The sequence below is a fragment of the Bradyrhizobium sp. SZCCHNRI3052 genome (assembly GCF_032484895.1).
GTDB lineage: Bacteria > Pseudomonadota > Alphaproteobacteria > Rhizobiales > Xanthobacteraceae > Bradyrhizobium.
The window spans coordinates 82,505-102,999 of record NZ_JAUETW010000002.1 but is presented as its reverse complement, the minus strand read 5'-3'; the positions used below and the strand labels follow the sequence as shown (position 1 = coordinate 102,999).

17 protein-coding genes are annotated in these 20,495 nt (G+C 65.6%); 5 read left to right on the top strand and 12 right to left on the bottom strand.

The window, feature by feature from the left end:
* Positions 1-85: 85 nt before the first annotated feature.
* Complete coding sequence (locus QW887_RS05665; protein WP_315750078.1) at positions 86-1,015, top strand: DMT family transporter; 930 nt, start codon at positions 86-88, stop codon at positions 1,013-1,015.
* Positions 1,016-1,025: 10 nt separating this feature from the next.
* Here QW887_RS05665 and QW887_RS05660 read toward each other — a convergent pair whose 3' ends face one another.
* Both QW887_RS05660 and QW887_RS05655 read right to left on the bottom strand, forming a co-directional pair.
* Positions 1,026-1,805, bottom strand: coding sequence for a sulfite exporter TauE/SafE family protein (locus tag QW887_RS05660; RefSeq protein WP_316194497.1), 780 nt, complete (start codon positions 1,803-1,805; stop codon positions 1,026-1,028).
* Between the two features lie 44 nt (positions 1,806-1,849).
* Positions 1,850-2,560, bottom strand: a complete 711-nt coding sequence (locus tag QW887_RS05655) for a TetR/AcrR family transcriptional regulator (protein WP_316194255.1) — start codon at positions 2,558-2,560, stop codon at positions 1,850-1,852.
* Positions 2,561-2,651: 91 nt separating this feature from the next.
* Here QW887_RS05655 and QW887_RS05650 point away from each other — a divergent pair, with 91 nt between their 5' ends.
* Complete coding sequence (locus QW887_RS05650) at positions 2,652-3,581, top strand: DMT family transporter (RefSeq protein WP_316194254.1); 930 nt, start codon at positions 2,652-2,654, stop codon at positions 3,579-3,581.
* Between the two features lie 57 nt (positions 3,582-3,638).
* On the opposite strand, the gene QW887_RS05645 is transcribed toward QW887_RS05650, so the two are convergent.
* The 6 genes from QW887_RS05645 to QW887_RS05620 form a co-directional block, all read right to left on the bottom strand.
* Positions 3,639-5,324, bottom strand: coding sequence for a methyl-accepting chemotaxis protein (locus QW887_RS05645; RefSeq protein WP_315750075.1), 1,686 nt, complete (start codon positions 5,322-5,324; stop codon positions 3,639-3,641).
* 117 nt (positions 5,325-5,441) lie between these two features.
* Positions 5,442-7,298, bottom strand: coding sequence for an ATP-dependent zinc metalloprotease FtsH (ftsH, locus tag QW887_RS05640; protein WP_315714130.1), 1,857 nt, complete (start codon positions 7,296-7,298; stop codon positions 5,442-5,444).
* Positions 7,299-7,428: 130 nt separating this feature from the next.
* Positions 7,429-9,072: a mucoidy inhibitor MuiA family protein gene (locus QW887_RS05635; protein WP_316166522.1), complete on the bottom strand. Its 1,644-nt coding sequence runs from the start codon at positions 9,070-9,072 to the stop codon at positions 7,429-7,431.
* Between the two features lie 197 nt (positions 9,073-9,269).
* Positions 9,270-10,859 carry a phosphoglycerate dehydrogenase gene (gene serA / locus QW887_RS05630; protein ID WP_316166520.1) on the bottom strand — a complete coding sequence of 530 codons (1,590 nt, stop codon included), beginning with the start codon at positions 10,857-10,859 and terminating at the stop codon, positions 9,270-9,272.
* A gap of 276 nt (positions 10,860-11,135) precedes the next feature.
* Entirely contained in the window at positions 11,136-12,308 is a 1,173-nt protein-coding gene (locus QW887_RS05625; protein WP_315714128.1) for a phosphoserine transaminase, read from the bottom strand.
* A 145-nt stretch (positions 12,309-12,453) separates the two neighbouring features.
* Positions 12,454-12,744: a hypothetical protein gene (locus QW887_RS05620; protein ID WP_315714383.1), complete on the bottom strand. Its 291-nt coding sequence runs from the start codon at positions 12,742-12,744 to the stop codon at positions 12,454-12,456.
* A gap of 106 nt (positions 12,745-12,850) precedes the next feature.
* Between QW887_RS05620 and QW887_RS05615 the strand changes: the two genes are divergently transcribed.
* A complete protein-coding gene (locus tag QW887_RS05615) occupies positions 12,851-13,837 on the top strand; it encodes an aldo/keto reductase (protein ID WP_315714127.1) in 987 nt (328 codons plus the stop codon).
* Positions 13,834-14,685 carry an amidohydrolase family protein gene (locus tag QW887_RS05610; RefSeq protein WP_315714126.1) on the top strand — a complete coding sequence of 284 codons (852 nt, stop codon included), beginning with the start codon at positions 13,834-13,836 and terminating at the stop codon, positions 14,683-14,685. The genes QW887_RS05615 and QW887_RS05610 overlap by 4 nt, the downstream gene beginning before the upstream one ends.
* Here QW887_RS05610 and QW887_RS05605 read toward each other — a convergent pair whose 3' ends face one another.
* From QW887_RS05605 to glmM, 4 genes are all read right to left on the bottom strand, one after another.
* Complete coding sequence (locus QW887_RS05605; protein WP_315714125.1) at positions 14,686-15,141, bottom strand: GNAT family N-acetyltransferase; 456 nt, start codon at positions 15,139-15,141, stop codon at positions 14,686-14,688.
* Positions 15,142-15,169: 28 nt separating this feature from the next.
* Positions 15,170-15,997 (bottom strand): outer membrane protein, encoded by an 828-nt coding sequence (locus tag QW887_RS05600; protein ID WP_315714124.1) that lies wholly within the window; start codon positions 15,995-15,997, stop codon positions 15,170-15,172.
* Between the two features lie 188 nt (positions 15,998-16,185).
* Positions 16,186-17,028, bottom strand: coding sequence for an outer membrane protein (locus QW887_RS05595; RefSeq protein WP_315714123.1), 843 nt, complete (start codon positions 17,026-17,028; stop codon positions 16,186-16,188).
* 400 nt (positions 17,029-17,428) lie between these two features.
* The gene (glmM, locus tag QW887_RS05590) at positions 17,429-18,778 is read right to left on the bottom strand and encodes a phosphoglucosamine mutase (protein ID WP_315714122.1); all 1,350 of its coding nucleotides are present in this window, start codon (positions 18,776-18,778) and stop codon (positions 17,429-17,431) included.
* A 407-nt stretch (positions 18,779-19,185) separates the two neighbouring features.
* Between glmM and QW887_RS05585 the strand changes: the two genes are divergently transcribed.
* Positions 19,186-20,322: an alpha-hydroxy acid oxidase gene (locus QW887_RS05585; RefSeq protein WP_315714121.1), complete on the top strand. Its 1,137-nt coding sequence runs from the start codon at positions 19,186-19,188 to the stop codon at positions 20,320-20,322.
* The last annotated feature ends 173 nt before the right edge of the window (positions 20,323-20,495 follow it).

Sequence of the window (20,495 nt, the reverse complement as noted above, 5' to 3'; positions counted from 1 at the left end):
GTCTGTCGACGAGGCCGGGGAGGACCAGCGGCCGGGATGACCGGGCCGGATGCCGCGGCGCACGAACCGGGGCCAACACCGCCGCATGTCTGCCGCCGATCCCACCGCGTCCGCCGCGCCCGCGCGCGCCTGGATCGCCAACCAACCCTATGTGCTGCTCAGCATCACCGCGCTGTGCTGGGCCGGCAACGCGATCGTCGGCCGGCTGGCTGCCGGGCACATTCCGCCTGTCACCCTGTCGTTCCTGCGTTGGTCGCTGGCGTTCCTGATCATTCTGCCGCTGGCCTGGAAGCAGCTTCGCCAGGACTGGCCGGCGATCCGCTCCAAGCTCGGCGTCATGATCGCGCTGTCGGTGACCGGCATCGGCGCCTTCAACACGCTGCAGTACTGGTCGCTCGAATACACCCAGGCGCTCAACACGCTGCTGCTGCAATCCGGCGGTCCGCTGATCGTGGCGCTCTGGTCGATGCTGCTGCTGCGCGTGCACCTCACTTTGGCGCAGGCGATCGGCATCGTGCTGTCGATGATCGGCGTGCTGCTGATCCTCACGCGCGGCCATCCGGCGGCGCTCGCCGACATCAGCTTCAACAAGGGCGACCTGATCTTCCTGGTCGCGATGGCGGTGTTCGGCTTCTACTCGGTGCTGACGATCAAGCGACCGCAGATCCATGGCCTGTCGATGGTCGCCTTCACCTTCGGCTGCGGAGCCGCGAGCCTGATTCCGCTGTTGATCTGGGAGCTCAACACGCGCCCGGTGATGGCGCTCGACACCCAGAACCTGCTGTCACTGCTCTACGTCGCGATCTTTCCCTCGACCATCGCCTATCTGTGCTTCAACCGCGGCGTTCTTCTGATCGGTGCCAACCGCGCAGCGCCGTTCTTCCACGTGGTGCCGGTGTTCGGCTCGATCATGGCGTTCGTCTTCCTCGGCGAGCGGCCGCAGATCTTCCACGTGATCGGCTTCGCCCTGGTGCTGAGCGGCGTCTACGCGGCCTCGCGCAAGCAGGCGACATGAGGCGAACGGTTCATCCGAGCGCCTTGAGCGTCATGCAGACGGCCATCAGCGACACAAAGCCCACCAGCAGGACGCGCAACCGTTCCGGCGGAACGCGGTTCGCGAGACGCGCGCCGACATCGGTGCCGACCGCGAGGCCGACGATCACCGCGACGAGCGTGGGCCAGGCCGGCATGGCGCCGTGCCGCCAGTAGATCCAGGCGGATGGAAGCGTCGTGGGCACCAGCGTCAGCGCCAGGCTGATCATCTGGGCGCGGTGCTGTGCCATGCCCAGCACCGCGCTCAAGCCAACCACCGTGGCGAGCCCGCCGCCGATCCCAAGAAAGCCTGAGGACACGCCGGCCGCGCAGCCAACTGCAAGGAGCGCTGCTCGATGTGGATCCGGCGCGGCGCCGGTTGCTTCGGCGGACTCCTTCGCCCGTCGCCTGCGCAGCAGCAGAGCATCGAGCAAGAATAGGTAGATCACATAGGCCCATTGCAGGACCGCCGCCGTCGTCCAGTTCGCGATCAGTGCGCCGACGATGCCGCCGACCAGGAATCCCAGGCCGAGCCAGAGCAACACCGCAGCCGTCACCCGATTGCCGCTATCCCAATAGCGCCTGATGCCGGCCGCGCTGGTCGGCGGGATCTGCGCGACCAGCGAGAGCCCTTGCGCGGTGTGCTGCTCGGCGCCGAGCAGCATGACCGCGAACACGACGAGCCCACCGCCGGGAGTGACGCCGAGCAGCCCCGAAGTGAAGCCGCCGACCAGCCCGGTGCCGAGACCGCCAATGAGATCAGGAACGCTCATCATTGAGACCCGCCCGGTACGGTTGGAGAGGCAGTCGCTTCAGGTCATCGCCGCGCCGCGAGTCCCGTCAGCAGCGTCTCGAATGCGGCCATCGCTTCGGATGACGAGAACGGCTCGCCCCACAATCGCTGCAGCACGAACCCCTGGAACATCGCGACGATCGTGCGGGCCATGCTGCGTGGATGAACGGAGCGGTCGATGACGCCGAGCCGCTGGCCCCGCTGCAGCAGCTCGGTGATCAAGACGGCCGGCTTGCGCACACCGTCCGTCACCTGCGCGCGGATATCATCGTCCCGCAGCGCCTCGGCCCAGAGCTGCAGCGCGATGCGCCGGTGGCGCAGGCCCTCTTCCTTTTGCATGTCTGCCAACGAGGCGCGCGCAATGGCGCGCAACGCTTCCAACGGATCAGAAATCTCACGCGCCGTGGCCAACAGGGCGGCATCACGGGCATGGCGATGCTCGCCGATCGCCTGAATGAGCTCTTCCTTGCTGGCGAAATGGCCGTAGATGCAGCCCGCGCTCAAACCAGATTGCGCAATGACATCGGCGATCGTGGTCTGATGGAATCCCTGCCGGGCGAAGCAGGCCTCGGCGGCCTGCAGGATCTCGTCCCGGCGCGCGGCCATCGTCTCGGGCTTAAGTTTCGGCATGCGCAGCTCCTGCCGAGCGGTCGCAGGGTGCGGCTGTCGGCTCGATGGCGTTCCCGTCTGCGATGAGCATACAAAACGAATATTCGTTTTGTAAAGGAGGCCCATTGGTATTTCGACATGGCGGCCTTCCGCCCGGCGCTCTTGTCCCGCCCGCCATTTCGGGCACAAGCTCCGGTCAACAAGAGAAGCCGATTCCTTGCCCACCGCATCGCATCCGACCTCGCCGCTGGCCTGGCTCAACAACCAGCCCTATCTGCTTCTGACGCTGGCCTCGCTGTTCTGGGCCGGCAACATCGTGCTGGCGCGCTATGTCGCCGGGCAGGTGCCGCCGCTGACCCTGTCCTGCATCCGCTGGATCGGAACTTTCCTGATGCTGTGGCCGTTCGCGCGGACGCATCTCGTACGCGACTGGCGTACCTTGCTGGCCAGCTGGCCGCTGCTGCTGGTGCTGGCGCTGACCGGCTTCGCCATCAACAATGCGCTGTCCTACTGGGCGATGCAGTACACCCAGGCGCTCAACGGGCTGCTGATCCAATCCTCGGCCCCCCTGTTCGTAGCGCTATGGTCGCTCGTGCTGTTCGGGGTCAGGCTGACGGCGGCGCAGTTCGCCGGCATCGCGATATCCTTGACCGGCGTGCTGGTCATTTTGCTGCGCGGAGACCTCGGCGCATTGGCCGCCATTCAGTTCAACCGCGGTGACTTGATGTTCGCCGGGGCGCTGCTGGTGTTCGGGATCTACTCGGCGGTCATGACGCGGCGGCCGGCCGTGCACCAGCTGTCGCTGATCTCGTGCTGCACGGCCTTGGGCGCCCTGCTGCTGCTGCCGCTGGCCGCGTGGGAATACGCGTCCGGCTTCGTGCTGCAGCTCGATCTGCTATCGCTCCTGACCCTCGGCTACGTCGTGGTGTTCGCCTCGACGCTCGCCTATCTGTTCTTCAATCGCGGCATCGGCCTGATCGGGCCGAACCGCGCCGCGCCGTTTCTACATCTGGTGCCGCTGTTCGGCTCTGTGCTGGCGATCCTGCTGCTCGGCGAGGAGCTGAAGCCGTTTCATCTGATCGGCTACGCGCTGGTCATCGCCGGCGTGATCATCGCCTCCCGCACCGGCCGCACCAAGGTCGCGTGAGCGCCTGCAAGCTCACGCCGTGCTTTCAAGGCCAGGCCCGGTCCATCACCGCTGCGACTAGGCCGTGCGCACCTTCGCCATGAAGCCATCGACGGCCTGCTGCAGCAGGCTCGACTGGCTGTCGAGCTCACGTGCGCTCGACAGCACTTCGGCGGCAGCCATGCCTGTCGCTTCCGCCGCTTTGGTCACGCCGCCGATGTGCGCGCTGATCTCGTTCGAGCCGGCGGCGACCGACTGGATGTTGCGCGCGATCTCGCGCGTCGCGTCGCCCTGCTGGGCGATCGAGGTCGAGATCGAATTGGTGATCTCGCTCATCTGCGCGATGGTCTGGGTGATGCCGCTGATGGCGGTGACCGCATCCTGGGTCGAGGTCTGCATCGCCGCGACCTGCGCCGAAATCTCCTCGGTCGCCTTCGCCGTCTGGTTGGCGAGTGCCTTCACCTCCGAGGCGACGACGGCAAAGCCCTTCCCGGACTCGCCGGCGCGCGCGGCTTCGATGGTGGCGTTCAGCGCCAGCAGGTTGGTCTGCGCCGCGATCGAGTGGATCAGCTTGACGACCTCGCCGATCTTCTCGGCGCCGGTCGACAGCACCTGAACGGTGGCATTGGTGCGCTCCGCGTCGCCCACGGCTTTGCTCGCAATCTCGCTGGAACGGGCGACCTGGCGCGAAATCTCATTGACCGAGCTCGACAGCTCTTCGGCCGCGGCCGCGACCGTGCCGACATTGTCATTGGCGCTCTGGGTGGCGGCGCTGACCGTCGAGGCGCGCGAGCTGGCATCGCTCGCGGTCGAGGTCATCGATTGCGCGGTGTGCTGCATGCCCTCGGCCGCCGACGCCACCGAGCGGACGATGCCGTTGACGCTGCGCTCGAAGTCGGCGGCCAAATTCTGCATGGCCGCGGTCCGCTCGGCGGCCGCACGCTGCTGGGTGGCGGCCTCGGCCTGCTCGAGCTCGCGCATCCGCAGCGCGTTGTCCTTGAAGATCTGGACAGTGGAGGCCATCCCGCCGATCTCGTCGCCGCGGCCGACACCGGGAATCTCGCCCTCGAGCCGGCCATCGGCGATCTCGCGCATGCGGACGCCGAGACGATCGAGCGGCACGCTGATGCTGCGGCTGATCAGCCAGGCGATCCCGCCGGCGACGACCGCGATGCCTGCGCAGGCCATCCAGATCAGCCATTTCAGCGGCTTCATCTTCGCGTCGAGATCGTCGACATAGACGCCGGTGCCCACGAACGTATTCCAACCGGGAATCATCACGGCATAGGAGATCTTGCGGGTCGGCTGCTCCTGGCCGGGGCGCAGGTATTCGTAGTGCAAGGTGACTTCGCCATCCTTGGCAACGCCGTCGCGCAGCTCGACGACGAGCTTGCGGCCGTTGAGCTCGAAATCGATCACGTTCGAGCCGCGCTGCTTCGGATCCTGGGAAAGCACCACATTGCCGTCCATCGTATAGGCGAACAGATAGCCCGTGCCCTTGTCGAAGGTCATCGTTCTCCCGCGATTGACGAACTCGTCGAGCGCAGCCTCCTTCGTCAATTTGCCGGCTTCGACATCCTTGATGAGGCCGAGGGCCATGTTACGCGCGGTCTCGACGATCGCCCGGCACTGTTCGATGCGGGCATTGACCATCTCCTTTTGCATCAGAGTGCCGGCAAACGTACCGGCCGCGGCAAGGCCCAGCATCGCCACGCCGACGACGATGGCGAGCTTGGGGGCAATCTTCAGGTTGTTCAGCAGCACGCAACGAACTCCGCCCGGTCCCCGATCGACGACCTCGATCTGTCAAGGTGAGCCGCTGGTTAACTGATCAGGCGATGGTTAGAGTTCGGTTGCGAACGCCCTCCGTAGAATCCCGGATCAGCTCGGGGCAACGGCATCCCGGACCGGGACCGCAGCGGAGGCCGGCCGCAACGGCGCGAACTCATCGGCGGTCAGCGTCTCCTTGGCAATCAGGAGCGCGACGCCGCGCTCGAGGTCCGGGCGATGGCTTTCGAGAATCGCCCTGGCACGGGCATCGCCGTCTGCAATCAGATCCCGTACGGCGAGGTCGATCTCGCGCCCGGTCTCCTCCGCCGCCGACACGATCTGATCCTGTGGCTGCAGGAACGACACCTGTGGACGCGGCGCGTAGGTGCGCTGCCCGACGGTCGCATCCATCCCGTATTTGGTGACCATCTCGATCGCGATCTCGGTCGCGCGCTGCAGATCGTCGGCGGCGCCGGTCGAGACATCGCCATCGAAGATCAGCTGCTCGGAAGCCCGCCCGCCCATCAGCACGGCGATGCGGTTCTTCAACTCGCTGACCGCGAGCAGGAAGCGATCCTCGGTCGGGCGCTGCATCGTGTAGCCGAGCGCGCCGACGCCGCGCGGAATGATCGAGACCTTCTGCACCGGATCAACGCCGACGAGATTGGCCGCGACCAGCGCGTGACCCATCTCGTGATAGGCGACACGGCGGCGCTCGGCGGGACTGAGCACGCGGCTCTTCTTCTCGATGCCGGCGACGATGCGCTCGATCGCCATCGTGAAATCGTCGAACGTCACCTCGTGGCCCTTGCGGCGGGTCGCCGCGATCGCGGCCTCGTTGATCAGGTTGGCGAGGTCGGCGCCGGTGAAGCCGGTCGTCAGTGCCGCGACCTTGTCGAGATCGACGCTGTCGGCGACCGTGATCTTGCGGACATGCACCTTGAGGATTGCGAGCCGCCCGCCCCTGTCAGGACGGTCGACCAGCACCTGACGATCGAAGCGGCCGGCGCGCATGAGCGCGGGATCGAGGATCTCCGGCCGGTTTGTCGCGGCGAGCAGGATGACGCCGGAGCTTGGGTCGAAGCCGTCGAGCTCCGCCAGCAATTGATTGAGCGTCTGCTCCTTCTCGTCGTAGCCGCCAAACTGGCCGCCGACGCTTCGGCTGCGGCCAAGCGCGTCGAGCTCATCGATGAAGATGATGCAAGGCGCGGCCTTGCGGGCCTGCTCGAACAAATCGCGCACGCGGGCAGCGCCGACGCCGACGAACATCTCCACGAACTCGGATCCGGAGATCGAGAAGAACGCCACACCCGCTTCGCCCGCTACCGCGCGGGCGAGCAGGGTCTTGCCGGTGCCGGGCGGGCCAACCAGCAGGATGCCCTTGGGCACGTGCGCGCCGAGCCGGCCATAGCTCTTCGGATCCTTCAGGAACTGCACGACCTCCTGCAGCTCGAACTTCGCCTCGTCGACACCGGCGACGTCGGCGAAGGTGACCTTGGTGTCGGTCTCGACATAGACCTTGGCGCGCGACTTGCCGATCGACATCAGACCGCCGAAGCCCTGCCGATCCATGACCTTGCGGCCGAGGAACACCCAGATGAGATAGAACATCAGCGCCGGCACGACCCAGGACAGCAGCGCCTGAATCAGCCCGCCCGAGGGCACGCCGGTCACCGTCACGCCCTTCGCGGCAAGCTTCGCGGCCAGCGGCGGATCGACGCGCGCGGTGATGAACGACGTCTTGCCGTCGGACTGCTTGTCCTTGAACTTGCCCTGGATGGTGTCCTGGCTGACCGACACCTCGGAGATCTTGCCCTGCTCGATCAGCTGCTCGAACTGGCTATAGGGAATCGTCTCGACCGTGTTGTAGGTCGTCAGAAGCCATTGCAGCAGCAGCATGCCGACGCCGGCGAGGAAGATGTAGCCGACGGCGACGGCCTGCTTGCGGGTGTTCGGGTCGGATTCCATGTCGGCGCTCTCGGTCGAGATCGATCACGGCCGGACAGGACGTGATCGAACGGGGTCCCACTCGCGCATAACAGGGCCGGGACCGGGCGGCTTGTCATGGATCAAACGGCGCCGATCCCACGCCGGGCAATCAGCCCGACGGCTGCAACACGATCGACTTGTCCTTAGGCCAGCGCACACGCCAGGCGAAGGCGATATCCTTGGCCTCGCCGGGTCTGGCGTCGATCACCCATTCGACGACACCACGCCGGTCGCGGACGTTGGTCGAGGCCGGCGGCGTGGTCGCAGGAAGCATCTCAACCGTGATCTCCTCGTTCTCGCTGACCGGCAGTTGATCCTGGATCGCGACCTTGATCGGGAAATCATGCGCGTTGCGGACCGTGGTTTTGAAGGCGCGCTCGTCGATCTTCGCCGTCGTCACGATCAGACCGGCCGAACCTTCGTTCCGTTTGACGACACTGCGCTCGACTTTGACCTTGTCGTCGGCCCCGAAGCCGACATGAACGACCTCGTCCTTGCCGGCCGACGCCAATCTGCTAGTGCCGACGAACATGCCGTCGCGATAGATCGAGACCTTGCCCGGCAGCAGCGGAGCGTCATCGCCCAGCACGAAGCTCGCCTCGATATAGGCGGTGGGATCGACGACCGGGGCCGTACGAATGACGAGCTCCGGCGTGATCGTCGCCGTCGAGATGCGCAGGCTCTTCGCGCCCTCATTGGCGGCGACGCTGACGCGTCCGGGCACGCGGAAGACGGTCTGGAAGGCGCTGATCTCGACCGTCGTCTCACGCTCCTCGGCGCGCTTTGCAGCCTCCGGTGCCGGTGCCGGCAGTTCGGCCACGCGCCTCATGGCCCTGTCGGACAATGTCCCGAGTTGCACCGTCGGCGGATATTGCGCGATCATCGTCCTGAGTTCCGGCGCGCTGCTGCCGCGATCGGTGCGGACCGTCGAGACCGCGAGGGCGACGTCCGACCAGTCCTCACCCGTGCTCTGCTGAATCTCCGCACGACGCACCAGCTCCAATGCGGACTTGCGATCCTTTGCCGAGGTATCGAGACGGGCGTCGTACACCGGCACCCAGCGGGCGTTGCGGACGACGTAGGTCACGCGCAAGGTCGCCCTGGTTGCGACCGCAGCCGACAGCTCGACCTGGACTTCCAGCCGGCTCGGCGGCTTAGCCGCGCGATCGGCTTGCAGGCGGGCGATCTCGCGATCCAGGTCGCGCTGCTTGCGCTCGGCTTCGCGAATGGTCGCATCGGCCTGGCCGACCTCTTCGCCGACGGCCGCGAACGCGGTGCGCCATTCCGCAATCGGGCGTGCTTCGCCCTTGTCCCGCAACGCCGCGGTCGATCCGTCCGCAAACCGCTCGACGAATTTCTTGCGGGCGAGCGCCGCGGCAATCGCGCCGTCGATGTTGGCGCGCTCGTCCTTCAAGGCCTCGATGCGCCGGTCGATCTCGGGCAGGTTGCCCGGCGGCACCGCACGCGGCGGCTTGGCATCGACGGAGCCGATCATGAGCTTGGCCCCGGCCTCGCCCTCCACCCGCAGCGAGGCGACATCGAGCCCGAGCGGAAAGTCCCTGGCGATCGCCGTCGTGTCACCGGCGGGAAGATCGAGCGAGATGATGCGGGTTACGGTCGCGCCGTCCGGATAGACGGTGACGGCATCGACGGTCGAGCTCGCATCCAGGTTTGCGGCATGGCCGGGGGCTGCCGTCAGGGCCGCGCCTAGAACGAGCCCCGTGGTCGCCAGACATATTGTTCGCATCGTCATCGCTCCCTCCGCACTTCCAGCACCCGCAGGACCGGACCAGCCGGTCCCTTGCCCGGCTTTAGACGCGACGAGAGATAGCCCGGTTCAATTGAAGCCCCCGGGGAAAGGCGATCATTCGAATGCAGTCGAGAATGCAAAAAGGCAGCGCGGCCGGAACGCCGCGTTGCCTTCTTTGCTCGGCCGATACGGCCAGGCAATCAGAACGCCAGCGCCTTGGCCTGCTTGACCTGCGGCAATGCCTGGATCTTGGCGAGCAGATCCGCCGGCACCGCACCGTCGACCTCGACCAGCGCGATCGCGTCGCTTCCCGGCGCGACACGGCCGAGATGGAAGGTCGCGATGTTGATCTTCGCGTCGCCTAGGAGGCTTGCGAACTTGCCGATGAAGCCCGGCTTATCCTCGTTGGTGACGTAGATCATCGACTTGCCGAACTCGGCGTCGACACGGATCCCCTTGATGTCGACGAGGCGCGGCTTGCCGTCGGCGTAGACCGTGCCCGACACCGCGCGCTCCTGATGCTCGGTGGTGACCGCGACCGTGATCAGGCTCTCATAGTCGCTCTCGCCGGCGCGCAGCACCTCGTCGACGATCATGCCGCGCTCCTTGGCGATCACCGGCGCCGACACGACGTTGACCTCGCCCAGCATCGGCCGCAGCAGCCCGGCCAGCACCGCCGAGGTCAGCGCCCGGGTCTTCATCTCGGCGACGTGGCCTTCATAGGTGATCTGGATCTTGGTGATGCTGCTTTCGGTGAGCTGGCCCGCGAACGAGCCGAGTTTCTCGGCGAGCGCGATGAACGGCGTCAGCTTGGGCGCTTCTTCCGCGGTGATCGACGGGAAGTTGATCGCGTTCGAGATCGCGCCGGTGAGCAGGTAGTCCGACATCTGCTCGGCGATCTGCAGCGCGACGTTCTCCTGCGCTTCCGTGGTCGAGGCGCCGAGATGCGGCGTGCAGATCACGTTGGCATGGCCGAACAGCGGATTGCTGGTCGCCGGCTCCTCGGCGAACACGTCGAGGGCCGCGCCCGCGACATGCTTGCTGTTGAGGGCCTCGAGCAGCGCCTGCTCGTCGACCAGGCCGCCGCGCGCGCAATTGATGATGCGCACGCCCTGCTTCATCTTGGCGATCGCCGCGGCATCGATGATGTTGCGGGTCTTGTCGGTGAGCGGCGTATGCAACGTGATGAAGTCGGCGCGCTTCAGCAGCTCCTCGAGCTCGACCTTCTCGACGCCGAGATCGAGGGCGCGCTCCTCGGTGAGGAACGGATCGAAGCCGATCACCTTCATGCGCAGGCCCTGCGCGCGGTCGCAGACGATCGAGCCGATATTGCCGCAGCCGATCACGCCCAGCGTCTTGCCGGTGATCTCGACGCCCATGAAGCGGTTCTTCTCCCACTTGCCGGCCTGGGTCGAGGCGTCCGCCTGCGGAATCTCGCGCGCCAGCGACAGCATCATCGTGATCGCGTGCTCGGCGGTCGTGATCGAATTGCCGAACGGCGTATTCATCACGATGATGCCCTTGGCGGTCGCCGCGGGGATTTCGACATTGTCGACCCCGATGCCGGCGCGGCCGATCACCTTGAGCCGCTTGGCACGCTCGATGATCTTGGCCGTGGCCTTGGTCGCGGAGCGGATCGCAAGGCCGTCATAGTCGCCGATGATGTCGGCGAGCTTGTCCTTGTCCTTGCCGAGATTGGGCTGGAAGTCGACCTCGATGCCGCGATCCTTGAAGATCTGCACGGCAGCCGGGGAAAGTGCGTCGGAAATGAGAACTTTGGGTTTGGACATGACGATGTTCCTTCACGCCTCTCGCGAGAGAGGGACAGCGCATCGGCGCCGGAATGGGTGGAAGCAATCGAATCGTAGGGTGGGCCAAGCGCAGCGTGCCCACCGGTCTTTCGCGTCGGTTGACGTTGATGGTGGGCACGGCGCTTCGCGCCTTTGCCCACCCTACGCGTCTTGAATTTCGTCATTGCGAGGAGCGGAGCGACGAAGCAATCCAGACTTTCTTCGTGGCCCTGGATTGCTTCGCTGCGCTCGCAATGACGGCACGAAGAGCGTGCGTCACGCCGCCTTCGGCAGCGCGGCCTTGGCTTCGGCGAACGCCCAGTCGATCCACTGCGTCAGCAGCGCGACGTCGTTGGCTTCCACCGTCGCGCCGCACCAGATGCGCAGCCCCGCCGGTGCATCACGATAGTGCGCGAAGTCGAAGCCGGCGTTCTCCTTCTCGACCAGCGACACCAGCTTCTTGGCGAACTCCGCCTGGGCATCGGCCGAAAGCGATGTGATCGCGGGATCGACGACCTTGAGGCACACCGAGGTGTTGGAGCGGATGGCGGGATCCTGGGCGAGAAAGTCGATCCACGGCGTCCGCGCCTTCCAGTCGGCGAGGACCTTGGTGTTGGCGTCGGCGCGGGCGATCAGCGCCCTGAGGCCGCCGATCGACTTGCCCCAGTTCAGCGCGTCCAGATAGTCCTCGACGCACAGCATCGAGGGCGTGTTGATGGTCTCGCCCTCGAAAATGCCGGCGTTGAGCTTGCCGCCCTTGGTGAGGCGGAAGATCTTCGGCAGCGGCCAGGCTGGCTTGTAGGTCTCGAGACGCGCCACCGCGCGCGGCGAGAGGATGAGCATGCCATGCGCGGCCTCGCCGCCGAGCGCCTTCTGCCAGGAGAACGTGACGACGTCGAGCTTCGGCCAATCGAGGGCTTGCGCGAATGCGGCCGAGGTGGCGTCGCAGATCGTCAGGCCTTCCCGGCTCGCGCTGATCCAGTCGGCATTCGGCACGCGCACGCCTGACGTGGTGCCGTTCCAGGTGAAGACGACGTCACTGGCCGGATCGACCTTGGACAGATCCGGGATCTCGCCATAGCCGGCGTGCAGCTTGGTGACATCCTTGAGCTTGAGCTCCTTGACGATGTCGCTGACCCAGCCCTCACCGAAGGATTCCCAGGCGATCGTGGTGACAGGCCGCGCACCGAGCAGCGACCACAGCGCCATCTCGACCGCGCCGGTGTCGGACGCGGGCACGATGCCGATCTTGTAGTCGGCGGGCACTTCGAGGACGTCGCGCGTCAGCTCGATGGCCTGCTTGAGCTTCGCCTTGCCAATCTTCGCGCGATGCGAGCGGCCGAGGGGAGCGTCTTTGAGGTTTTCGGAGGTCCATCCGGGGCGCTTGGCGCAGGGGCCGGAGGAGAAGTGCGGCACGGCAGGCCGCTGCGATGGTTTCGCTGCAGTCATCGTCTATCCTTCCAGATAGTAAGCCTCCCGTTGGGGGGAGGTGTCCCGCTGGCGTGAATACGGGAAGGGTCGTTCCGCGTCAAGGAACTTCGCGCGCCGCCTGTCTGCGTTCACGCGGTCGTGCTGGCATGCAAGCGAATGCAATTCATTCCGGCGCGGCGCCGACCGGTGCCTGACCGGCCGGCGGACGATGCAGGAAGGTCATCGAGCCGTAGGCGCCGATCCAGGAGCCGACCGCCGCGAATGCGACGTAGATCCAGTTCTCCGTGTAGCTGATCACCGCGAATGACGACAGCATGTACCAGATCGAGCTCCAGGTCGCCGCTGACAGCCGTCGCTTGGCAACGACCGCCGACGTGAACATGACGTAGACCGCGTCGGTGGCTGCCGTCGCCAGCACGACACCGAAGGCCGTCAGTGGATTGATCGCCGACATCGTCCCCTCCTCCTCGTTGTACTGCACCATGCGACGTCATTGTTTCGTCGAACGCATCCATGCACAATGACGCGATCTGCACGCGCCGAACAACAAGGATAGAAGAATGGAACGCGTCCGTCTCGGGAGGAGCCCGCTCGACATCACCCGACTCGGTCTCGGGACGGCGCCGCTCGGCGGTCTTTTCGAACCGGTCAGCGACGGCGATGCCGAAGCCACGATCGCCGCGGCGTGGGCGCGCGGCGTGCGCTTCTACGACACCGCGCCGCTCTACGGCTTCGGCCTCGCCGAGCAGAGGCTCGGTGCATTTCTGCGCCGGCAGCCGCGCGACAGCTATGTGATCTCGACCAAGGTCGGCCGGCTGCTGCGGCCGGACCCGACCGCCTCGGGCGACGATCCGCACTACAAGGGCACGCCGCCGCTGCGGCCGCGGTTCGATTACTCCTATGACGGCGTGATGCGTTCGGTCGAGGAGAGCCTGGTCCGGCTCGGCCTCGATCGCATCGACATCCTGCTCGTGCACGATCCCGACGATCACTATGACGAGGCCGTGGCCGGCGCCTTTCGCGCGCTGCAGCGGCTGCGCGACGACGGCAGCATCCGGGCGATCGGCGCCGGCATGAACCAGTCGGAGATGCTGACGCGCTTTGCGCAGGCCGTTCCGGTCGACTGCTTTCTCCTGGCGGGCCGTTACACGCTGCTCGACCAGGGCGCGCTGACGACGCTCTTTCCGATCTGCCGCGAGAACAACATCGCCATCATTCTCGGCGGCATCTACAACAGCGGCATTCTCGCCAACCCTCACGGGCCGGCGAAGTTCAACTACGAAGATGCCGATGCCGCGCTGGTGGCGCGGGCGCGCCAGCTCGATGCGCTGTGCAGACAGCACGGCACCGAGCTCAAGGCTGCCGCGATCCAGTTCTGCCTGGCCCATCCCGCCGTGACCGTCGGCCTGCAGGGCGCCCGCAATGCGCAGGAGGCGGCCGATAACATCGCGATGGCGCAAGCTCCGATCCCGCCCGCCTTCTGGCGCGACCTGCGTGCCAGCAATCTCGTCGATGCCCGGGCGCCGCTGCCGGGAGACGCGCCATGAGCCGTGTCATCGATGCGCATCAGCACTTCTGGGATCCCGGTCGCGCCGACTATCCGTGGATGGCCGGCGACGCGCTGGCGCCGATCCGCCGTCCGTTCGGTCCCGCCGACCTCGCCCCGCTGCTGGCCGAGAACGCTCTCGACGCCAGCATCCTGGTGCAGACCCGCTCGTCGCTCGACGAGACCGAGGAATTCCTGCGCATCGCCCATGCGACGCCATTCGTCGGCGGGGTCGTCGGCTGGGTCGACCTGAGCGATCCGTCGGTAGGGTCGACGATCGACCGGCTGCGCGGCCTGCCCGGCGGCGACAGGCTGGTCGGCATCCGCCACCAGGTCCATGACGAGGCCGATCCGGCGTGGATCTTTCGCGGCGACGTCAGGCGCGGCCTCGACAGCGTGTTCGCGCACGACCTGACGTACGATCTGCTGGTGCGCACGCGAGAGCTGCCAGCGGCGATTGCGACGGTGCGCGCCTTTCCAAGAGCGCGCTTCGTGCTGGACCACGCCGCCAAGCCGCCGATCGCAACCGGCTTCGATCAGGACTGGGCCGATCGCATCGCCGAGCTCGCGGCTTGCAGCAATGTCTGGTGCAAGGTGTCGGGGCTCGCCACGGAAGCCGTCTGGACCGACTGGGACGCGGAGCGGCTGCAGCCGTACGTGACACATGTGGCGCGCTGCTTCGGCGCCGACAGGCTGATCTTCGGCTCGGACTGGCCGGTCTGCCTGCTCGCCGGCAGCTACCGTGAAATCAAGCAGGCGCTCGAGCGCTGCCTGACACAGCTCGGCTCGGACATCCGCGACAAGGCGTTCGGCCCGAACGCCGTCGCGGCCTACCGCCTGCCGCGCTGATCAGAACCGCATCACCATGCCGAAATGGCTCTTGGCGAAGCCGAGCCGCCCGTAGAAGCGTTGCGCGTCGGTGCGGCTTTGATGCGTCATCAGCTCGACCAGATTGCAGCGCTGCTTGCGCGCCTCGGCGATCGCCCATTGCAGCAGCTGCTCGCCGATGCCGCGGCTGCGGCGGTCGGTGGCGACCCGAACATCCTCGACCAGCGCGCGCGACGCGCCTTGCGAGCTGAGCCCGGGCAGGATGCAGAGTTGCAGGCAGCCGACCACCCGGCCCGCCTCCTCGGCAACGATCAGGGTGATGTTCCCATCCCGCGCGATCGTCTCGAACGCGTCGTAGTAGGACTGCGGCAACGGCTGCTCGAGGCGCTCGCGCGCCCGGCCGAGATGATCGTCGGCGAGCATGGCGACAATGGCAGCGACGTCGTCGCGCTGCGCAGGACGGATGCTGACGGACATCGGCATACAGGACAGGCTTGCAATCAGCTCAGAACTTGTAGCCGAGGCCCGCGCGCACCGTATTGATGCTGGTGTCGACCGTCGAGGTGAAGCGGACGTATTCGTATTCGGCCCGCGCAAACAGGCCGCCGACCAGATTGACGTCGACGCCGAGACCGGCGCTGTAGCCGTAGATCAGGTGATTGTGCTGAAGGTTGTTGGCGCTGAGCGGCGCAAGCGGCGTGTAGGTGCCGAGAAATGTCGTGCTGACCCGGTCCTGAACCGTCACGGACTGGCCGATATCTGCGTTGCCGAGTGCAAGGCCGAAAAATGCGTAGGGCAGGAAGCAACCCATCGCATAGCCGGCACGACCGCGGATCGTCGCCATGTCGGTGATCGAGATCTGCGAGGACTGCGTCGACGTCACGGCGTGGAAGTTGCCGTCGGTCAGTGCAGCCGTGCTGACGAGCGTGCGGCTCGAAGAGGCCATGCCGCCGTATTTGCCGTGCAGATAGCTCGCCTCGACGCCGAGCACGACGTCGTCCCACTGACTGTTGTAGCCGACGAAGGCGCCGAAGCCCGATGCGCGCGAGGATTGCTTGCCGAGATTCGGGTTCCAGGACGATACCTGCATCTGGCTCTCGATCAGCGTGTTGGCCAACACCGCCGCCGTCATGTTCTTGGTCGAGCCGTTGAAATTCTCATCGGACGAGCCGTAGCCGCCCTGGACGCCCACATAGTAACCGTCCCAGATGACCCGCGAATTGTTCAGGCCCTCGGTCAGGCCGCCGCGCAGGATCGGAAGGTCGGACAAGTCCGCGGCCTGGGCCGCGGAGACCATGCCGCACACCGAAACCGCCACCACCAGGCTACGCATCGCAACGCTCCAATCAGCACTTGACTCTCTGTTCCGATCATCGCGCGTTAACCTTAATCATTCGTTGTCGCAGCGCTCTGCACGGAAATTCTTTCAGCGAGAGCGCGCGCTTCGCCCGATCAGAAACGCGAAACGGCGCGGGAGGCCCGCGCCGTTCGTTCGATTTGCAGTGAGGGCGAGCGCTCGATTCAGCCCTTGCGGATCAGCGCCGGCATCGGCGGCGGCGGAGGATTGTCGAAATTCCAGCGCACGCCGAGCTTCAGGTCGTGCGAGGTGATGTCCTTGAACTTGAAGACGTTGCCGGTGGTGTTGCCGACGTAGTCGGACAGAACACCGGTCTGCCCGTGACCGAGATCGACGTAGCTGTAGGCCAGCTCCAGCACCAGGTTCGGATTGACGTTGTAAGCCAGACCGGCATGGGCCGCCCATGCGAAATTCCATTTCGAGGAGGTCGGCGCCGTCGCGAAGCTCGTGGTCGTGAACGGCAGGTTGTTGATGCCCGTGTCGGTGAAATTCGAAATCGTCACCCGCGCACCACCGACACCCGCGCCGATGAACGGCGTCACGCACCACCAGGTGCCGAGATCGACATAGGCGTTGGCGAGCACCAGCCATTCGGACTTGCTGCCGCTGTAATTGTCGATGCCGCTGTAGGGCACGCCGCCCGCCGTTGCATTGAAGCGGTCGGTGGCCTTGAAGTTCGCATTGCCGCGATACTGGCCGGTGACGTCGGCGCGGAACCAGCTGTTGAAGCGATAGCCGACGCCGACGCCGTAGATGCCCGCGGTATCGAACGCCGAGGTCTGGTTGAACGACGTCATCGGCGTATAGGCGGATTCGCGCGAGTAATGGACGTCCTTGACCTTCTGATTGCTGAAACCGATGTCGCCGCGCAGATACCAGCCACCGAAATCGGCCGCCGGCGGCGGCGCGTAGACCGGAGGGGGCATGATGGGCATGTCGGCAGCGAAGATCGAAGTGGAAAACAGAGTGGCCGCTCCGGCGGCGATCAGAAACTTAACGCTACGCATTTTTTCGTCCCTTTGGCCGGTGAAGCAATCGGAGAATTGCTTCCACATCACGCTGATGCCACACTATCACGCCAAATGCTTAAGCAGCGCTTAACCCTAATAATTAAGGTTGATTTTTCATGAGCGCGCGGAGTCGTTAACGGCCAAGCAACCCCTCCTAACAATTCGTTAGCGACAATTTTGACCGCAGGATGAAGAACAACTAATTAGTTGAGTCCCATCTCAATCGGTCGCAGCCAAGGCGCTGGCGCGCAGGCGATCGCGTCCGGCAGTCCGACGCGCCCTGCTCGCTCAGGCACATCCGCTCCCATCAGCTTGCGAGCAGAGAAGGGACCAACAAAAAGGCCTGCCATCCGACGTCGATGGCAGGCCGCAGAGATTGATATATTCCCGTCCGCGATCAAGCAGCAGCCGCAGCGTTGCCGACGGCAGCGACGATCTCGTCGACGACCTCTTCGACCAGATCGCGGTCGTCACCCTCGCCCATCACGCGGATCACCGGCTCGGTTCCGGAGGAGCGTACGAGCAGTCGGCCATGGCCGTTGAGGCGCTTCTGTCCGGTGTCGATCGCCGACTTCACCTCGTCCGCGTCGAGCGGCTTGCCGCTGCGATAGCGGACGTTCTTGAGAATCTGCGGCAGCGGGTCGAAGCGATGGCAGACCTCGGAGACCGGACGGCGCAGCCTCTGCACCGTCGCCAGCACCTGCAGCGCCGCGACGAAGCCGTCGCCCGTCGTCGCGTAATCCGAGAGAATGATATGGCCCGACTGCTCACCGCCGAGATTGTAGCCGTCGGCCAGCATGCGCTCGAGCACATAGCGGTCGCCGACCGGCGTACGCACCAGCTCGAGCCCCAGCCCCTGCAGGAAGCGCTCGAGGCCGAGATTGGACATCACCGTCGCGACGATACCGGCGCGCGCCAAGCGGCCGTCTTCCTTCCAGCTCTGCGCGATGACCGCGAGCAGCTGATCGCCATCGACGATGTGGCCGCGCTCGTCGACCAGGATCACGCGATCCGCGTCGCCGTCGAGCGCGATGCCGATGTCGGCGCGCATTTCCCGTACCTTCCGGCACAGTGCCTCCGGCGAGGTCGAGCCGCATTCCTTGTTGATGTTGAAGCCGTCCGGCTCCACGCCGATCGAGATCACATCGGCGCCGAGCTCCCACAGCGCCTCGGGCACGACCTTGTAGGCCGCGCCGTTGGCGCAATCGACCACGACGCGAAGACCGTCGAGCGAGAGATCGCGCGGCAGGGTGCGCTTGGCGAATTCGATGTAGCGATCGTGCACGCCGTCGATGCGGCGGGCGCGGCCGAGGCTCGCGCTCTGCGCCAGCTTCTTGTCGAGCGATTCATCGAGCAGTTGCTCGATCTGCCTCTCGACATCGTCGGACAGCTTGAAACCCTGCGGCCCGAACAGCTTGATGCCGTTGTCCTCGAACAGATTGTGTGAGGCCGAGATCATGACGCCGAGATCGGCGCGCATCGACTTGGTGAGCATGGCGACCGCGGGCGTCGGCATCGGGCCGACCAGCAGCACGTCCATGCCGACCGAGGTGAAGCCGGCCACCATGGCGTATTCGATCATGTACCCGGAAAGGCGTGTATCCTTGCCGATCACCACCCGGTGGCGATGCTCGCCGCGCTGGAACAGAAGACCTGCGGCCTGCCCGACCTTGAGCGCGAGTTCCGGCGTGATCAGGCCGTTGGCGCGGCCACGAATCCCATCGGTCCCGAAATAGTTACGGCTCATATGACCCCCAGCAACGGCTTCTGGATTTCGTTACCGGCGGGCGCGAATCACAGGACCCGCCCTGCCGGTCAGCCCGCGGGTTATAGTCGCCTTAAGGCTAAGATGGCTTCAAAAAATGTGATGAATCATTACCACGAAACCGCCATGACCTCTGTAAGCCGTTGTTAAGACTAATTTTTCATTCGACCTGACGGCTCTGGAGGGCTCACCCGTCGGAGCCCCGCCGCAGCAGGAAGGTGCTCGCTCCGGCAGCCCTGACGTCGTGTTGTTGCGGCACGCTCGCAGTTTGCGTGTCTTGCCCGGCCGCCGTGGCGGTTCCCAAGTTGGATTTGGCAGGCGCCGCAAAGATGCTAGAGGACTGCCCCAGCCCTAAGAAACGAGACGCCGGTGGGGAGCCGAAGACCGCGATGAAACACGTCACCTGCATTGAAGACCTGCGCCTGCTGCACAAGCGCCGCGTGCCCAAAGCCTTCTTCGACTACGCCGATCGTGGCTCCTATGCCGAGGAGACGCTGCGCGCCAATCGCGAGGATCTGCAGAAGATCAAGTTCCGCCAGCGCATCCTGGTCGACGTCTCCAAGCGCGATCTGTCGACAACGATCCTCGGCGAGCCCTCGTCGATGCCGCTGATCCTGGCGCCGGTCGGCCTCCTGGGCATGCAGCACGGCGACGGCGAGATTCACGCCTGCCGCGCGGCGCAGGCCGCCGGCATCCCGTTCACGCAGAGCACGATGTCGATCTGCTCGATCGAGGACATCGCGGGCAGCGTCGAGAAGCCGTTCTGGTTCCAGCTCTACGTCATGAAGGACCGCGGCTTCATCAAGGCCCTGGTCGAGCGCGCGATCGCTGCGAAGTGCAGCGCACTATGCTTGACCGTCGACCTGCAGGTGATCGGCCAGCGCCACCAGGACATCAAGAACGGCATGAGCGTGCCGCCGGAATGGACGCTGTCGAAGCTGTTCGACTTCGCCACCAAGCCGGCCTGGGTGCAGGGCGTGCTGCAGGGCAAGCGCCGCACCTTCGGCAACATCGCCGGCCACGTGAAGAACACCGAGGATCTCACCAAGCTCTCGGCCTGGACCGCCGCGCAGTTCGACACCTCGCTGAACTGGAAGGACGTCGACTGGATCCGCTCGATCTGGCCGGGCAAGCTGATCATCAAGGGCATCCACGACATCGAGGACGCCAAGCTCGCGGTCGAGACCGGCGCGCAGGCGATGGTCGTCTCCAACCACGGCGGCCGCCAGCTCGACGGCGCGCCGTCCTCGATCCACGTCCTGCCCGGCATCGCCGAGGCGGTCGGCGACAAGATCGAGATCATGTTCGATGGCGGCATCCGCTCCGGCCAGGACGTGATGCGTGCGCTCGCGCTCGGTGCCAAATCCTGCATGCTCGGCCGCGCCTATGCCTACGGCCTCGGCGCCGGCGGCCAGGCCGGCGTCGCCAAGGCCATCGACATCATCCGCAACGAGCTCTTGACGACGATGGGCCTGTGCGGCGTCAACACGGTGGCCGAGATCGACCGGAAGGTGCTGGCGGATTAGCTCGAGAATCGGCGAGCAAGGTGCTCGGACTAATCAGCTTACGCGCCCCCGACTTCCACCATGCAAAAGCTGTCGTCCCGGACAAGCCGTGACGCGCGTCAGCGCGGCGCGGCGCTGATCCGGGACCCATACTCCGTGGCCGTCGTGTTGGGCAAAAGCCCAATTGCCACTGC

What these genes read in the sequence shown, in the direction of transcription:
- QW887_RS05605 (WP_315714125.1), bottom strand. Translation starts at nt 15,141, where the DNA reads ATGTCCGTCAGCATCCGTCCTGCGCAGCGCGACGACGTCGCTGCCATT.
- serA (WP_316166520.1), bottom strand. Translation starts at nt 10,859, where the DNA reads ATGTCCAAACCCAAAGTTCTCATTTCCGACGCACTTTCCCCGGCTGCC.
- QW887_RS05660 (WP_316194497.1), bottom strand. Translation starts at nt 1,805, where the DNA reads ATGAGCGTTCCTGATCTCATTGGCGGTCTCGGCACCGGGCTGGTCGGC.
- QW887_RS05600 (WP_315714124.1), bottom strand. Translation starts at nt 15,997, where the DNA reads ATGCGTAGCCTGGTGGTGGCGGTTTCGGTGTGCGGCATGGTCTCCGCG.
- QW887_RS05625 (WP_315714128.1), bottom strand. Translation starts at nt 12,308, where the DNA reads ATGACTGCAGCGAAACCATCGCAGCGGCCTGCCGTGCCGCACTTCTCC.
- QW887_RS05585 (WP_315714121.1), top strand. Translation starts at nt 19,186, where the DNA reads ATGAAACACGTCACCTGCATTGAAGACCTGCGCCTGCTGCACAAGCGC.
- QW887_RS05615 (WP_315714127.1), top strand. Translation starts at nt 12,851, where the DNA reads ATGGAACGCGTCCGTCTCGGGAGGAGCCCGCTCGACATCACCCGACTC.
- glmM (WP_315714122.1), bottom strand. Translation starts at nt 18,778, where the DNA reads ATGAGCCGTAACTATTTCGGGACCGATGGGATTCGTGGCCGCGCCAAC.
- QW887_RS05595 (WP_315714123.1), bottom strand. Translation starts at nt 17,028, where the DNA reads ATGCGTAGCGTTAAGTTTCTGATCGCCGCCGGAGCGGCCACTCTGTTT.
- QW887_RS05635 (WP_316166522.1), bottom strand. Translation starts at nt 9,072, where the DNA reads ATGACGATGCGAACAATATGTCTGGCGACCACGGGGCTCGTTCTAGGC.
- QW887_RS05665 (WP_315750078.1), top strand. Translation starts at nt 86, where the DNA reads ATGTCTGCCGCCGATCCCACCGCGTCCGCCGCGCCCGCGCGCGCCTGG.
- QW887_RS05610 (WP_315714126.1), top strand. Translation starts at nt 13,834, where the DNA reads ATGAGCCGTGTCATCGATGCGCATCAGCACTTCTGGGATCCCGGTCGC.
- ftsH (WP_315714130.1), bottom strand. Translation starts at nt 7,298, where the DNA reads ATGGAATCCGACCCGAACACCCGCAAGCAGGCCGTCGCCGTCGGCTAC.
- QW887_RS05655 (WP_316194255.1), bottom strand. Translation starts at nt 2,560, where the DNA reads ATGGGCCTCCTTTACAAAACGAATATTCGTTTTGTATGCTCATCGCAG.
- QW887_RS05620 (WP_315714383.1), bottom strand. Translation starts at nt 12,744, where the DNA reads ATGTCGGCGATCAATCCACTGACGGCCTTCGGTGTCGTGCTGGCGACG.